Annotated in this window: 12 protein-coding genes; 3 read left to right on the top strand and 9 right to left on the bottom strand. The window is 64.9% G+C overall.

The window, feature by feature from the left end; translation table 11 throughout:
* The 3 genes from AC1IQ6_RS05670 to AC1IQ6_RS05680 form a co-directional block, all read right to left on the bottom strand.
* Entirely contained in the window at positions 1-867 is an 867-nt protein-coding gene (locus AC1IQ6_RS05670; RefSeq protein ID WP_209165764.1) for a DMT family transporter, read from the bottom strand.
* Positions 864-1,880 carry a biotin synthase BioB gene (gene bioB / locus AC1IQ6_RS05675; RefSeq protein WP_485866016.1) on the bottom strand — a complete coding sequence of 339 codons (1,017 nt, stop codon included), beginning with the start codon at positions 1,878-1,880 and terminating at the stop codon, positions 864-866. The genes AC1IQ6_RS05670 and bioB overlap by 4 nt, the downstream gene beginning before the upstream one ends.
* Positions 1,881-2,122: 242 nt before the next feature.
* Entirely contained in the window at positions 2,123-3,616 is a 1,494-nt protein-coding gene (locus AC1IQ6_RS05680) for a helix-turn-helix transcriptional regulator (RefSeq protein WP_102773722.1), read from the bottom strand.
* Positions 3,617-3,858: 242 nt separating this feature from the next.
* Between AC1IQ6_RS05680 and AC1IQ6_RS05685 the strand changes: the two genes are divergently transcribed.
* Positions 3,859-4,515, top strand: coding sequence for a GntR family transcriptional regulator (locus tag AC1IQ6_RS05685; RefSeq protein WP_102773721.1), 657 nt, complete (start codon positions 3,859-3,861; stop codon positions 4,513-4,515).
* Positions 4,516-4,551: 36 nt separating this feature from the next.
* Here the strand turns inward: AC1IQ6_RS05685 and AC1IQ6_RS05690 are convergent, their stop codons facing one another.
* From AC1IQ6_RS05690 to dctP, 5 genes are all read right to left on the bottom strand, one after another.
* Complete coding sequence (locus AC1IQ6_RS05690) at positions 4,552-6,033, bottom strand: aldehyde dehydrogenase (RefSeq protein WP_111825677.1); 1,482 nt, start codon at positions 6,031-6,033, stop codon at positions 4,552-4,554.
* A gap of 10 nt (positions 6,034-6,043) precedes the next feature.
* Entirely contained in the window at positions 6,044-6,919 is an 876-nt protein-coding gene (dapA, locus tag AC1IQ6_RS05695) for a 4-hydroxy-tetrahydrodipicolinate synthase (RefSeq protein ID WP_102773719.1), read from the bottom strand.
* A gap of 75 nt (positions 6,920-6,994) precedes the next feature.
* Positions 6,995-8,314, bottom strand: a complete 1,320-nt coding sequence (locus AC1IQ6_RS05700; RefSeq protein ID WP_111825675.1) for a TRAP transporter large permease — start codon at positions 8,312-8,314, stop codon at positions 6,995-6,997.
* The gene (locus AC1IQ6_RS05705) at positions 8,314-8,829 is read right to left on the bottom strand and encodes a TRAP transporter small permease subunit (protein WP_102773717.1); all 516 of its coding nucleotides are present in this window, start codon (positions 8,827-8,829) and stop codon (positions 8,314-8,316) included. The genes AC1IQ6_RS05700 and AC1IQ6_RS05705 overlap by 1 nt, the downstream gene beginning before the upstream one ends.
* Before the next feature lie 21 nt (positions 8,830-8,850).
* A complete protein-coding gene (gene dctP / locus AC1IQ6_RS05710; protein ID WP_102773716.1) occupies positions 8,851-9,906 on the bottom strand; it encodes a TRAP transporter substrate-binding protein DctP in 1,056 nt (351 codons plus the stop codon).
* 399 nt (positions 9,907-10,305) lie between these two features.
* Here dctP and AC1IQ6_RS05715 point away from each other — a divergent pair, with 399 nt between their 5' ends.
* Positions 10,306-11,793 carry a tyrosine-type recombinase/integrase gene (locus AC1IQ6_RS05715; RefSeq protein ID WP_232886123.1) on the top strand — a complete coding sequence of 496 codons (1,488 nt, stop codon included), beginning with the start codon at positions 10,306-10,308 and terminating at the stop codon, positions 11,791-11,793.
* Between the two features lie 66 nt (positions 11,794-11,859).
* On the opposite strand, the gene AC1IQ6_RS05720 is transcribed toward AC1IQ6_RS05715, so the two are convergent.
* Positions 11,860-13,022 (bottom strand): IS3 family transposase gene (locus tag AC1IQ6_RS05720; RefSeq protein ID WP_485866017.1). Its coding sequence is split into 2 segments (ribosomal slippage): positions 11,860-12,767 and positions 12,767-13,022, totalling 1,164 coding nucleotides; the frame shifts between segments, so codons are not numbered across the junction.
* Between the two features lie 476 nt (positions 13,023-13,498).
* Between AC1IQ6_RS05720 and AC1IQ6_RS05725 the strand changes: the two genes are divergently transcribed.
* Entirely contained in the window at positions 13,499-13,738 is a 240-nt protein-coding gene (locus tag AC1IQ6_RS05725) for an AlpA family transcriptional regulator (RefSeq protein WP_232886119.1), read from the top strand.

Consider the following 13,738-nt stretch of genomic DNA (forward strand, 5'->3'; position numbering starts at 1 on the left):
TCACCAGGGCGCCATCAGCACGATGGCGGCCAGGGCCAGGGCGATGCCCAGCAGGTTCAGGCGCGACAGCGGCTCGCGAAACGCCAGCGCGCCGACCAGCGTGCCCAGCGTGACGACCCCCATGTTCATCGACGCGAACACCAGCGCGGGGTGCTCGGGCAGCGCCTGGTGCGCGCGGATATAGGTCAGGATGTTGCCGAAGTTCGCCAGCCCCAGCGCCACGCCCGCGGCCAGGTGGCGGGCCTCCCAGCGCACCCGCCGCAGCAGATGGAAGGCCAGCATCAGCAGGCCGGCGATGACGAAGGCCAGCAGCAGGCCGCCCGCGAACGCGGTGCCGGCGCGCGCCATCTGCTTGAACAGAATGTCGATGACGCCATAGCCCAGCCATACCGCCAGCGGCCACAGCCAGGCCGCGCGGCCGCCGCCGGGGCCGTCCTCGGCCGCGGGCGGGGCGCGGCGCAGCAGGCAGTACAGCGCGCCGGCGGCCAGCAACGTCGCGCCCAGCTTGCGGGCGCTGGGCGGTTCGCCGAACAGCAGGAAAGCGGCCAGCAACGGAATGAACAGCGACAGCCGCTGCGCGGCGTCGCTGCGCACGATGCCGGCATGGCGCACCGCCTGCGCCATGGCCAGGAACACGCTGGGCAGGAGCACGCCCAGCGCGGCCAGCACCAGCCACGGCGTGCGCGGAGCCAGCAGCCCGGCGGCGTCCGGGCGCAGCACGGCCCAGCAGAGCAGGGCGGCGACCAGGTAATTCATGGCGATGGCCTGGCCCACGTCGATCCGCCAGCGCCGGGCCAGCTTGAGCAGCACGGCCACCGTCACGCTGCATGCGACGCTGGCCAGCAGGTACAGCAGGCCGGGCGTCAGCGGCACGCCGAGGGCTCCCCGCCGTGGCCGGCCGCGTCCACGCGCATGCCCAGGCGCGCCAGCAGGCGCTGGTCGGCTTCCATCTGCGGGTTGGCGGTGGTCAGCAGCGCGTCGCCGTAGAACATGGAATTGGCCCCGGCCATGAAGCACAGCGCCTGCAGCGCGTCGTCCATGGTCTCGCGCCCGGCCGACAGGCGCACCGCGGCGCGCGGCATGGCGATGCGCGCCACCGCGATGGTGCGTACGAACTCGAACGGGTCCAGCGCGTCCACGCCGGCCAGCGGCGTGCCTTCCACCTGGACCAGGTTGTTGATGGGCACGGATTCGGGGTAGGGGTCCATGCTGGCCAGCTGGGCGATCAGGCCGGCGCGCTCGCGCCGCGATTCGCCCAGGCCGACGATACCGCCGCAGCACACGCTGATGCCGGCCTCGCGCACCCGCTCCAGCGTGTCCAGGCGGTCCTGGTAGGTGCGGGTGGAAATGATCTTGCCGTAGAACTCGGGCGAGGTGTCCAGGTTGTGGTTGTAGTAGTCCAGGCCGGCCTCTTTGAGCTGTTCGGCCTGGCCCTCGCGCAGCATGCCCAGCGTGACACAGGTCTCCAGGCCCAGCGCCTTGACCGCGCTGACCATCTCGGCCACCGCGTCCAGGTGGTGCGGCTTGGGGCTGCGCCAGGCCGCGCCCATGCAGAAGCGCTGCGCGCCGCCGGCCTGGGCCTGGCGCGCAGCGGCCACCACGTCGGCCAGCGGCATCAGCTTGTCGGCGTCCAGGCCGGTGTCGTAGTGCGCCGACTGCGGGCAGTAGGCGCAATCCTCGGGGCACCCGCCGGTCTTGATCGACAGCAGGCTGGAGAGCTGGATGACGTTGGGGTCGAAATGGGCGCGGTGCGTCTGCTGGGCGCGGAACACCAGGTCCATGAATGGCAGCTCGTAGAGCGCCAGGATGTCGGCGGCGCTCCAGGCGGTGGGGGCGGCGGGCCGGGCGGGAGTCGGGACGGGAATGTAGGCGGTCTGCATGAACGGGCTCCTGTCGGTCTGGCGGAATCGAGCCGCTTGCTGGGCAAGGGCAGGTCCGGCGGATCGTAAGAAGCCGCGCAGGGTTTGCGCAATCGGCCTGGTATGAAAGAAATTAGCTGCTGATTGATGTGTTGTTGGCGGAAATTAGCGGATTTTGGCTTGCCCCTTCCGCTAACTCGGCCGCATCTTCGGCGACGCGCCCGGGCCGATTATTTTGCATCCAATTGTAAATAATTCGGACCTCATTCCGGGCGCCGCCTGTCGGCCTTGCGGGCCGATTCATGCCCGGTGATGCCGCGGTCGCGCGCCCAGACGATGGCGGCGCTGCGGCGGTGCACGCCGATCTTGCTGTAGATGGTGGCCACGTGGTTGCGCACCGTGTTGCGCGACAGCTTCAGGGTCTTGGCGATGCCGTCGTCGTCATGGCCCTGGCACATCAGCCCCAGCACCTCGCGCTCGCGCGAGGTCAGCTGCGCCAGTTCGGCGACGTCGCGCGTGGCGGGAGCGGGTTGGCGCAGCTGCGCCAGTTTCTCGATGATGCCGCGGCTGAACCAGGAGGTGTCCTGCATGACGGCCTCGATGGCGGTCAGTAGTTCGGTCTCGGAGCGCTTGCGCTCGGTGATGTCGTGCATCACCACCAGCAGGCGCCGCTGGCCGCCGATCATGACGGGCTCGGCCGAGACCAGGCAGTCCAGCTGCCCGCCGTCATGCGTGAGCAGCGCGGCCTCGCGGTTGCGCAGGCTTTCGCCGCCGCGCAGGCTGGCGGCCAGGCCGTCGTAGGACTGCAGGCCCAGCTCGGTCAGCGCCTGGCCGACGCTTTTCTCCGCGGGCACCCCGGTGGCCGCCACGCAGGCGTCGTTGACGTCCAGCACGCTCAGGTCGTCGGCCTCGCACAGCGCCATGGGCACGGGCGCCAGGCGGAAGGCCTTGGAGAAGCGCTCCTCGCTTTCGCGCAGGGCCAGTTCGGTGCGCTTACGGGCCTCCAGGTCGATGAAGGTGAACAGCATGCAGGGCTCGCCGTTCATGTCGATGGGCTGGCCGGCCACGATCACGAACTTCTCGCCGCCGTCGGCCAGTTTGACCACGCCTTCGCGCTGGGGGATGGTCCGGCCCTCGTCGAGCCGGGCGACCGCGGCTTCCTTGTCCTCGCCGCCGTCCAGCACGTCGAGCTCATAGGTGGACTTACCCAGCACGGTATCGCGCGTATGGCCGGTCATTTCCAGAAAGCCCTGGTTGACCTTCACGTAGCGCAGATCGGCCAGCCGGCAGATCAGGGCGGGAGCGGGATTGGCGTTGAAGGTGCGCTCGAAGCGCTCCTCGGCGTTGATCTGTTCGGTCTGGTCGTGCAGGATCAGCACGCGAAAGCCCGCGCCGTCGCCGTTTTCCAGGTTCAGGCCGCGCGCGCGCACGTTGCGCAGGAATTCCTCGTCGTCCTTGCGCCGCAGGTCCAGCATCAGTTCCTCGAACGGCTCGGCGGCGGCCAGGCGGTCCAGCGGATACTGGCGGGCAGGCAGGCGGTGATGGTTGCGGTAGGTGAGGGTGTAGCGCTTGCGGTAGCCGGCGGGCGTCTCGCCCAGCTCTTCGAGCTTTCCGGCGCCGTGCAGGGCCAGGGCGCTGTCATTGGCCCAGGCGATGGCGCCATTGGATTCCAGCAGAATGATGCCTTCGTTCAGGCCGGCGATGATGTCCTGCAGATGCTGTCGGTGCGCATGGGGCGCGGCGGCTTTCGCGGTCACGTAGTCCTCTTCATTTCGCAGGGCACGAACGTAAAGGATGACGGCGCGGCCCGCTGCTGTCCAGATGGCGAAACGGACGAGTCTGCGCGTACCGGGCGCAGACCCGGCAGGCTTTTCGGATAGGCCCGTGCGGCGCGGCCCCGAATCTAATATACTCAAAAAATATTAACGATCCGTGCAGCGAGCTTGCCGGCCGGCGCGGCGCGGCCGCGGCTGTTGCAGGGATTCTGGTCATCATCGCCATGAAACAAGCCCCGCCCGTCGTCAAAACCCGCGCGACCGAAGCCGCCTACGATGCGATCGAACAGATGATCGCGACGCTCAAGCTCGAACCCAACCAGCCCATCGTCGAAAGCGACCTGATCCAGATGACCGGCCTGGGCCGCACGCCCATCCGCGAGGCGCTGATGCGCCTGGTGGCCAGCGGCCTGATCGAGCAGCAGCCGCGCCGCGGCCTGCGCGTGAGCGAAATCCGCATCGCCGAGCACCTGATCCTGATCGAAACGCGCCGCGTGCTGGAGCGGCTGATCGCCATGTCCTCGGCGCGCCGCGCCACGCCGGAGCAGCGCGCCAAGCTGCTGCAGCATGCGCATGACATGGTCGACGCCGCCAGCCGCGGCGACCTGGCCGGCTACATGCATGCCGACCAGGCCCTGGACCGGGTCAATCACGAAGCCAGCCGCAACCCCTACGCGGTGCAGGCCATCATTCCCATGATCATCCAGTGCCGGCGGTTCTGGTACGCCTTCCAGCACGAAGGCGACCTGGAGCGCGGCGCCCAATGCCACCTGATGGAGGCCGAGGGCATCTACGCCAACGACCCCGAGCGCGCCATGGCCGGGGCCGACGCGCTGATGAGCTACCTGATGGAATTCACCCACACGGTGATCGAAGGGTGAGGAAGCCGGGCGGCCATCGGGGCCGCCCGGCGCCGCTCAGTTGACGTACCAGATGGTCTTGACCTGCTGGTACTGGTCCAGCGCTTCCAGGCCGTTGTCGCGGCCGCCGAAGCCGGACTGCTTGTAGCCGCCGAAGGGCGTGGTGATGTCGCCTTCGGAGAAGCCGTTGATGGACACCGTGCCGGCCTGGATGGCCCGCGCCACGCGTTGCGCGCGGCGCACGTCGCGGGTGTAGAGCGAGGCCGCCAGGCCGTAGTGGCTGTCGTTGGCCAGCTCGATGGCCTCGGCCTCGGTCTCGAAGGTCGTGACGGCCAGGATGGGGCCGAACACCTCTTCCTGGAACAGCCGCGAGTCCGCCGCCACGGCGTCGAACACCGTCGGCTCGATGTACCAGCCGCTGCCCAGTTCCGCGTGGATGCGCCCGCCGTGCGCCAGGCGCGCGCCCTGCGCCGCGGCGCCTTCGAGGAAACCGCGCACCTTGTCGAAATGCGCGCGCTCGATCATGGGGCCGATCTTGACCTCGGGATCGGTGGGCAGGCCCACCTTCCATTCCGACAGGCGCTGGCGCAGCCGTTCGAGCAGAGCGTCCTTGATGCCGGCCTGGACGATCAGGCGCGAGCCGCAGCTGCAGTTCTCGCCCATGTTCCAGAAGGCGGCCGCCAGCACGTGGTCGGCCAGGCCGTCCAGGTCGGCGTCCTCGAAAATCACCTGCGGGCTTTTGCCGCCGCATTCCAGCACGATTTCCTTCAGGTTGCTCTCGGCCGAGTACTTGAGGAAGTAGCGCCCCACCTCCGTGGAGCCCGTGAACGAGACCACGTCCACGTCCATGTGGCGGCCGAGCGCCTGGCCCACCTCTTCGCCCAGGCCGGTGACCAGGATCAGCGCGCCGGCCGGAATGCCGGCCTGGTGGGCCAGCTGGGTCATGCGGTAGGCGCTCAGCGAAGTCAGCTCGGCCGGCTTGACGATCACCGAGTTGCCGGCGGCCAGCGCCGGCGCCACTTTCCAGGCGTACATCTGCGCCGGGAAGTTCCACGGCAGCACCGCGCCCACCACGCCGATGGGTTCTTTCACAATCAGGCCCAGCGCCTCCGAGCCGGTCGGCGAGATGCGGCCGTAGCACTTGTCCACGGCTTCGGCGTACCAGCGGAACGTGTCCAGCGTGGCCGGCAGGTCGGTGTTCAGGCATTCGGTGATGGGCTTGCCGGCGTCGATGCAGTCCAGCGCCGCCAGCTCTTCGGCGTGCTCGGTCAGCAGGTCGGCCCAGGCCAGCATGACGCGCTTGCGCTCGGCCGGCGCCAGGCCGGACCATTCGCCGGACTTGAAGCTGGCGCGCGCGGCGCGCACGGCCAGGTCCACGTCGGCCGCGGTTCCGGCCTCGATCGCGCCGATCACGCTGTTGTCGATGGGCGTGGTGTTCTCCAGGCGGGCGCCGGGGGCGGCGTGGCCGGGAATCAGGTGGCCCGCCCAAAGCTGGCCGGCGCGGGCCTGCTCGAATATCCGCTCTTTGGTTTGAGGCATGGCTCGCTCCTTATCCCTGGTAGGCGTCGAGCATCGCGATGAACGCGCGCTCGTCCTCGGCCGACAGCGGCGCCAGCGGCAGGCGCACCGTGCCGGCGTCCACGCCGTGGCGACGGCAGCCGAGCTTGGCCTTCTGGTTGTAGTCGCCCGATTCCATGGCCTGGATCACGGGGTACATGCCGCTCATCAGGCGGCGCACTTCGTCCCAGCGCTGTTCGCCGGCGGCCTTGACCATGGCGGCCTGCTCGGCCGGGAACACGTTGGCGCCGCCGCTGATCCAGCTGCGCACGCCCCAGAACAGGAAGTCGGCGGCCATGTCGTCGGACCCGCTGACGATCTGGAAGTCCGGGATGCGGGCCTGGATCAGGGCCAGCGCGCGGTTGAAGTTGCCGCTGCTTTCCTTGATGCCGACGATGTTGGGGATGCGGGCCAGCTCGGTGATGGTTTCGACCGCGATCTGCACGCCGATGCGCGCCGGGAAGTCGTACAGGATGATGGGCAGCGGCGTGGCGGCGGCCACCGTGCGGAAGTGCGCCAGGATGCCGGCCTGTTCCGGCAGGCTGTACGGCGGCGCGGTCAGCATCAGGCCCTGGTAGCCCAGTTCCTGCGCCTGCCGGGCGTTGCGGATGGCCTGCGGCGTGGACAGCGCGTTGATGCCGGCGATGAGGGTGATGCGCCCGCGCGCGGCCTCGGCGACGGTGCGCAGCACCAGCTCGCGCTCGGCGTCTTCCAGCGCGTAGAACTCGCCGGTCGTGCCGCAGGCCACGATGCCGGCCACGCCCGCTTCCACGAAGCGATCCACCAGCTGCCGCAGGGCGTCGGCGTTGACGCCGCCGTCCGCGCCGAACGGCGTCACGATGGGTACCAGGACTCCTTCGATATTCATAACTCTTCCTAATGCAAAAAAGGACCCGTATTAGCGGGAGAAAGCCGGGCCGCGCGGGCCCGTCAGCCAGATGGTTCAGAACCCCACGATGCGCTGCGGCAGCCAGGTCGCCAGGACCGGGAACAGCGCCACCAGGGCCAGCGTCACGAACTGCACCAGGATGAAGGGGATCACCCCCCGGCATACCTGGCCGTACTTCATGTCGGGCGGGGCGATCGACAGCAGGTAGAAGATCGACGAGGCCATGGGCGGCGTCAGGTAGCTGGTCTGGATCACGATGATCACCAGCGTGCCGAACCAGATCGGGTCCACGCCCGCGGCCGTCAGCACCGGCAGGAACAGCGGCACGCAGATCAGCACGTTGGCGGTCCAGTCCAGCACGAAGCCCAGCAGGAACACGATGACCAGGAACAGCACCAGCGTGCCGTTCACGCCCAGGCCTAGGTCCGCGGTCAGGCCCTGGATCAGGCGCGAGCCGCCGTTGGCCGCGAAGATGCCGGTGAACATGATGCCGCCGGCCACGATCAGCAGGATCATGGCCGAGATCCGCACCGTGATCGCCAGCGACTCGCGCAGCATCGGAATGCTGAACTGGCCGTAGCAGATGCACAGGACCAGGGCGCCGATCGCGCCGACGGCGGCGGCCTCGGTCGGCGAGGCGATGCCGGCCATCAGCGAGCCCAGCACTGCGAAGATCAGCAGCATCGTGGGCACCAGCCCGCTCAGCGTGATGCGCAGCTTGTCGGCCAGCGGCAGGCGCATGTCCTCGGCGTCGGCGGGCGGGCCTTTCTTCGGATTGAGCACGCACACGCCGATGATGTACAGGATGAACAGGCCCACCATGATGAGGCCGGGAAACAGCATGGCCGCGAACAGTTCGCCCACCGAGATCTGGGCCAGCGAGGCGTACACCACGGCCACCACCGAGGGCGGAATCATGGTGCCTAGCGAGCCGCCGGCGCAGATCGTGCCGGCGATCAGCGAGTTGTCATAGCGAAAGCGCTGCATCGCCGGAATCGCCATCAGGCCCACCATGACCTCGACCGCGCCGACCACGCCGGCCGCGGCCGCGAAGGTCGCGCCCATGGCGATGGTGGCCACGGCCAGGCCGCCGGGCAGGCGTCCCAGCCACAGCTGCATGGTGCGGAACAGGCGCGCGGCGATCCCCGAGCGTTCCAGGATCGCGCCCATCAGCACGAACATCGGAATCGCCGACAGGACGTAGTTGGTGGCGGCGGAATACAGCCCGCCGTAGAGCTGGTTGAAAACGTTTCCGCCAAAGGCGAACCAGCCGCCGACGATGGCGGGAATGATCAGCGCGAGGGAAACCGGGATGCCCAGGAAAATCAGCAGGAACATCCCGGGGAACATCAGGGCGGCGACAGTCGGATTCATCAATGTTCCTTCGTGGCCGATGCGCGCTGGCCCGCGAAGGCGCGCAGGCCTTCGGCCGCGAGTTGCAGGGTCATCGCGATCAGGCCGATCGCGATCAGCAGATAGAAAGGCCACATCAACGGCGCCCAGGGGCTGACCGTCTCGACCTCCTGGCGCACCCAGGCGCGCCAGGAGTGCGACAGCGCGATCCAGGACAGCACGCCGAAAAACGGCGCCAGGATCAGCAGGTAGGCGACGCCCTGGACCGCGTCGTTGACGCGCGCAGGCAGGCGGTTGCGCAGCACGTCGATGCGGATGTGGCCGTCTTCGCGCAGCACATAGGCCATGCCCAGCAGGAACACCGCGCCGTTGCTCATGTAAGCGATGTCGAACGCCCACGCGGTGGGCGCGTCGAACACGTAGCGCGCGAAGACTTCGTAAACCATCGCCAGGGTCAGCACCGCCGCCGCCAGGCTGGCCAGCAGGGACGCGAACCGGGATACGCCATTGGCGAACCGGGCCAGGACATCGAGCATGATCGCCTTCCTCGCCGTGCGTCAGTTGCGGACCAGATAGCCGCTCTCGGCCTTCCAGCGCTCGTGATAGGCCTGGTAGTCGGCCAGCACCTCGGCCATCTCAGGCTTGCCGGCGGCCTTGCGGGCCTCGGCCGTCTTGCGCATCCAGTCGTTGCCGGCGTCGGACAGCTGCTTCACGAACTCGGGGGCCAGCGTGATGATCTCGTTGCGGCCGCTGCGGTATTTCGCCATGGCCTTCATGTCGGCGTCGTAGAAGTAGTCCAGGCTCTGCTGCGTGGTGAGTTCGGCGGCCGCCTCGATCAGCGGCTTGAGGTCGGCCGGCACCTTGTCCCAGGTTTCCTTCTTCACCACCACTTCCCACATGAAAGTGGGCTGGTGCACGCCCGGCACCACGATGTACTTGGCGGCCTGGTGAAAGCCCTCGGGCATGTTGGCCGACGGCGGCGCCCACTCCACAGCGTCCACGCCCTTGCGCTGCAGCAGCGTATAGGTCTCGCCCGGCGGCACCACGGTCGGCACGGCGCCGAAGTAGTCGCGCATCACTTCGGCCCAGGGGCCGGAGGTGCGGTACTTCAGGTTCTTCAGGTCCTCGGCGTTGCGGATGGGCTTGTTGGCGTGCGCCATGATCTCGGAGGAGCCGATGCCCACGATCATGGTCTTCAGGCCCTGGCCGGCGCGCAGCTTTTCCAGCCGCTGCTTGCCGCCGCCCTCGTACAGCCAGGCCTTGTAGGCGTCGGGGCCCATGCCGCCCGGAAAGCCCGAGAAGATGGCGTTTTCCGGATTCTGGTTGACCAGGTAGCTGGAGGTGGAATGGCCGGCCTCGACCACGCCGTCCTGCACCGCGTCGAACACTTTCAGCGCCGGCACGATCACGCCCGCGCCGAAGGGCTGGATCTCCACGCGCCCGCCGGTCAGGGTCTTGGCGTTGGCGGCGAAACGTTCCAGGAAATTCTTGTAGAAGGGCGAGCCTTCCGGAACCGAGGTCGGCACTCGCCAGGTGACGTCCGCCGCGGCGGCGGAACCGGCGGCGCATGCCGAAATGACGGCGGCGGCCAGGGCGCGGGTCAGTGTTTTCATGGTTTCCCCTTGTGGATGTGGAAATCGGAGCGGTGATTTGCGGCACAGTCTAATATCCATTAAATATATCAACAACATATTTAAGGGTAAGTCCTAGGCGGCTGGCGTCGCAGGCAGGCAGGGGAAGGGGGGAGGGGAAGGGCGCAATCAGGCTGGCGCCGAAATGACAAAAGCCCTGTAAGCAAGGGCTTACAGGGCTTTCCTGAATTCTTGGCGGAGCGGACGGGGCTCGAACCCGCGACCCCCGGCGTGACAGACAGTTATTTGCAGATGTTAGTGGACGTCAGTGGACTGAAATAGTTCTTTTTAATCAAATAGTTATTGATGATCTTTGTCTTTTGTGATCTGATGGTGTACATCGAAATCCAGTGATTTTTAGGACACGGTTAGGACACAGATATGGCCAAAATGACTGTCAGAGGCCTCGATGCTTTGAAGCCGAAAGCGAAAAGCTACAAGGTCACCGTTGATCGAGACCTATACCTGCGCGTAGCCACCGATGGGACCAAAACGTGGTTGGTAAGGTACAGCGTGCATGGCAAGCAGCGACAAGCGCGCCTGCCACGTACGTACTCCAGCAACAATGATCCTGCCTACATGAGTCTGGCACAGGCACTGGCCGAGAACGCCCGCATCCAGGCCATGGCCAGGGATGGCTTAGATTTTCAAGAGGAGCAGGAAAGGCTTCGACAGTTGCGGGAACAACAGGCCGCACAGGAAGAAGCATCCAAGGCTACCTTTCGTCAAATGTTCGAGCAGTGGATCAGCGAAGGGGTGAGTCGTAAGGATGACAACGCGGAGCTAAAGCGCACGTTTAACAAAGATCTGTTGCCTTCATTAGGGGATGTGCAGGTCCGCATGCTGACGGACGGCCAGTTCCGTGACGCGTTACGGCAAGTTGGTCGTGTAAGAGGTCGAGGCCGAACTGCAGAGCGCATGCTGACGGAACTGAGGCAGTTGTTTCGCTGGGCGATCAAGCGCCAACCATGGCGCTCATTGTTTGAGGCCGGAAATCCAGTTGACTTGCTTGAGACCAAGCAGGTTGTGTCGCCTGACTACCTCGCCACCATTCGTGAAAGGGTGCTGCGGCCTACGGAGTTGCATGAGTTACTGGAAAAATTTCGCCAGATGCAAGCAGACTATGATGCAGCGCCGAACAAGCGAGTTGCGACGCGTCCGTTGCGACAGGAGTCCCAGCTTGCACTTTGGATTTCTCTGGGAACAGCGTGCCGTATTGGCGAGCTTCTTAAGGCGCGGTGGGATCATGTTGATTTGAAGAAAGGTACGTGGTTCGTACCAAAGGAGAACACCAAGACTAAGGTTGATTGGTTGGTGTTTCTTTCACCCTTTGCACTGGCAAAGTTCAAAGCGCTGCGTATGTTGACCAGTTACTCGGACTGGTGCTTCCCATCTCGGGATGGAGAGTCACACATATGCCTGAAAACCGTGAGCAAGCAAGTGGGTGATCGGCAGATACGCTTTAAGAAGCGGAAGGCGCTGGCAGGTCGCCGCAATGATGATTCGTTGGTGCTGGCTGATGGGGCCAATGGCGAGTGGACACCTCATGATCTAAGGCGTACGGCGGCGACCATGATGCAGGCTCTTGGCGTGGCCCCTGACGTGATTGATCGTTGCCAAAATCATGTGTTGCCTGGAAGTAAAGTGCGTCGCCATTACCTACACCACGATTATGCGGAAGAGAAGCAACAGGCGTGGAATGCATTGGGAACACAGTTGGAGCGCATCCTTGGCTCGGATGAGCCCGACTTGCTGACTATATCTGCAGTCGAGGCAAAGGCTTCGATGCGTAGAATCGCCAAACGGTTCGAGCTTGGGGAGTCGAGCGATAGCGATCTGCGCGTCGGCAGGTCGGTAGTATCAGCCTGATTGTAGGCTGCCTGGTAACCTTACTGCGGGAGTTGCTATGTTGATCTATGAATCGCCCCGGGTTTCTTAGACAGTCCCGTTCATCAAAAAGTAGCGTCGTTCGAACTCTACCGGAGAAACCTGACCGATATAGCTGTGGCGCCGTCGTGGGTTATAGAACAACTCGATATAGTCAAACACATCGGCGCGAGCCTGATCGCGGGTGGAATAGATCTTGCGCCGGATCCTTTCACGTTTGAGCAACTGGAAGAAGCTCTCGGCAACGGCGTTGTCATGGCAGTTTCCTCGCCTGCTCATGCTGGGGCGTAACCGATGGGCCTTCAGGAAGTCTTGCCAGTCATGACTACTGAACTGGCTTCCTTGATCTGAGTGCACGAGCACTTCCGCCTCTGGTTTGCGACGCCAGACCGCAGCCAGCAATGCGTTGATGGCGAGTTCTCGGGTCATCCGGTCGCCCATTGACCAACCCACGATCTGCCGCGAGAACAGATCCAATACGGCGGCAAGATAGAGCCAGCCTTCGTGTGTTCGGATGTAGGTGATGTCCGTCACCCAGACCTGGTTGGGGGCATCGACCCGGAATTGGCGTTGTAGATGATTCGGGGCAACAACGCTGGGACGCGTGCCTCGGCCTCCTGGACGACGACCGTATCCGGTGTGCGATCGCAAGCCAGCCTGACGCATCAAACGGGCCACGCGGTGCTTGCCACACAGCTCTCCCATATCGTTCAGGTCACTGCTGATCTTACGGTAGCCGTAGATCCGGCCACTGTCTTCCCAGCATTGCTCTATGAGCGCGCTGACGCGCTTATCCTGTACCCCACGCGCACTCACAGGCTGCACCTTCCAGGCGTAATAGCCGCTGGGATGCACCCCCAAAACTGCGCACAGGCGACGCACAGCGTGTTGCTCTTCATGGGCCTTGATAAACGCGTACTTCACCCGGACTGCTTGGCAAAGTACGCGGCGGCCTTTTTTAGGATGTCGCGCTCCTCGCTCACCCGCTTAAGCTCAGCCTTAAGCCGACGGACCTCTGCGCTCTGGCCATCTTGCTGTGCACGCTGTTCAGGGCTACCCGAATACCGCTTGAGCCACGCATACAGGCTGTGCGTGCTCACGCCCAATCGTGTCGCTACGTCGCTGACCTTGTGCCCCCGCTCGGTGACTTGCTTTACAGCCTGCACCTTGAACTCTTCTGAGAATCGCTGCCGCGATGCCTTGCCTTCCATACACACCTCCATATCGCCTCAATTGTGAGGCAACTGGGTGTCTAGGAAACCCGGGGCGATTCACAAGGCAAGCCACGAAGAACTGCTCAAGAAATCGGAGGCAGGGCCTACCTGTAGCCAGTGTTCTCTCAGCGATCGTTCAGAAACTACCTATCTGCACATCATCGGCAGCATGCTCGAACTGATGCTGAGCCACTCGCCCGCGGGCACACCTTACTCCAGCTTCAAGACCCAAGAGGCGATCGTCAGTGCAATGGTTGCCCATCGAGGCGGTGCCATGGGGATTACCGAGCGTACGTTGAATGGCAAGTTCGCCAGTGCGCGACGAAAACTGAGTGGCACTAGCGCAGTTGCTTGAAATTGTCCATCTTGCATGTGCAGTCGCGGAAACTGCATTTGCAATGTCTTTCTCCAGCCATGTCTATTGAATAGAGGTCACCCCAACAAACGCCACTGAGCGTTAAGGAGTGACCACCATGCTGCAGCCAACTGCACTGCTGCCCGGCGAGCGCCGCATTCTTAGGCTGGATGAAGTCGAGGCCAAATCCGGGTTCAAACGCGCGCATATCTATGCGCTGATGAAAAAGGGCGAATTTCCCCAATCACTGCGCCTCGGCGTTCGCGCGGTCGGCTGGGATTCTGCCGAGATTGATCTGTGGATCACTGAACGCCTCAAGAACCGTGCGCAGCAGCCGGCTCTCCAGCGCGACGTCTGA

The organism is Achromobacter sp. MUI-25009338 (assembly GCF_057359325.1).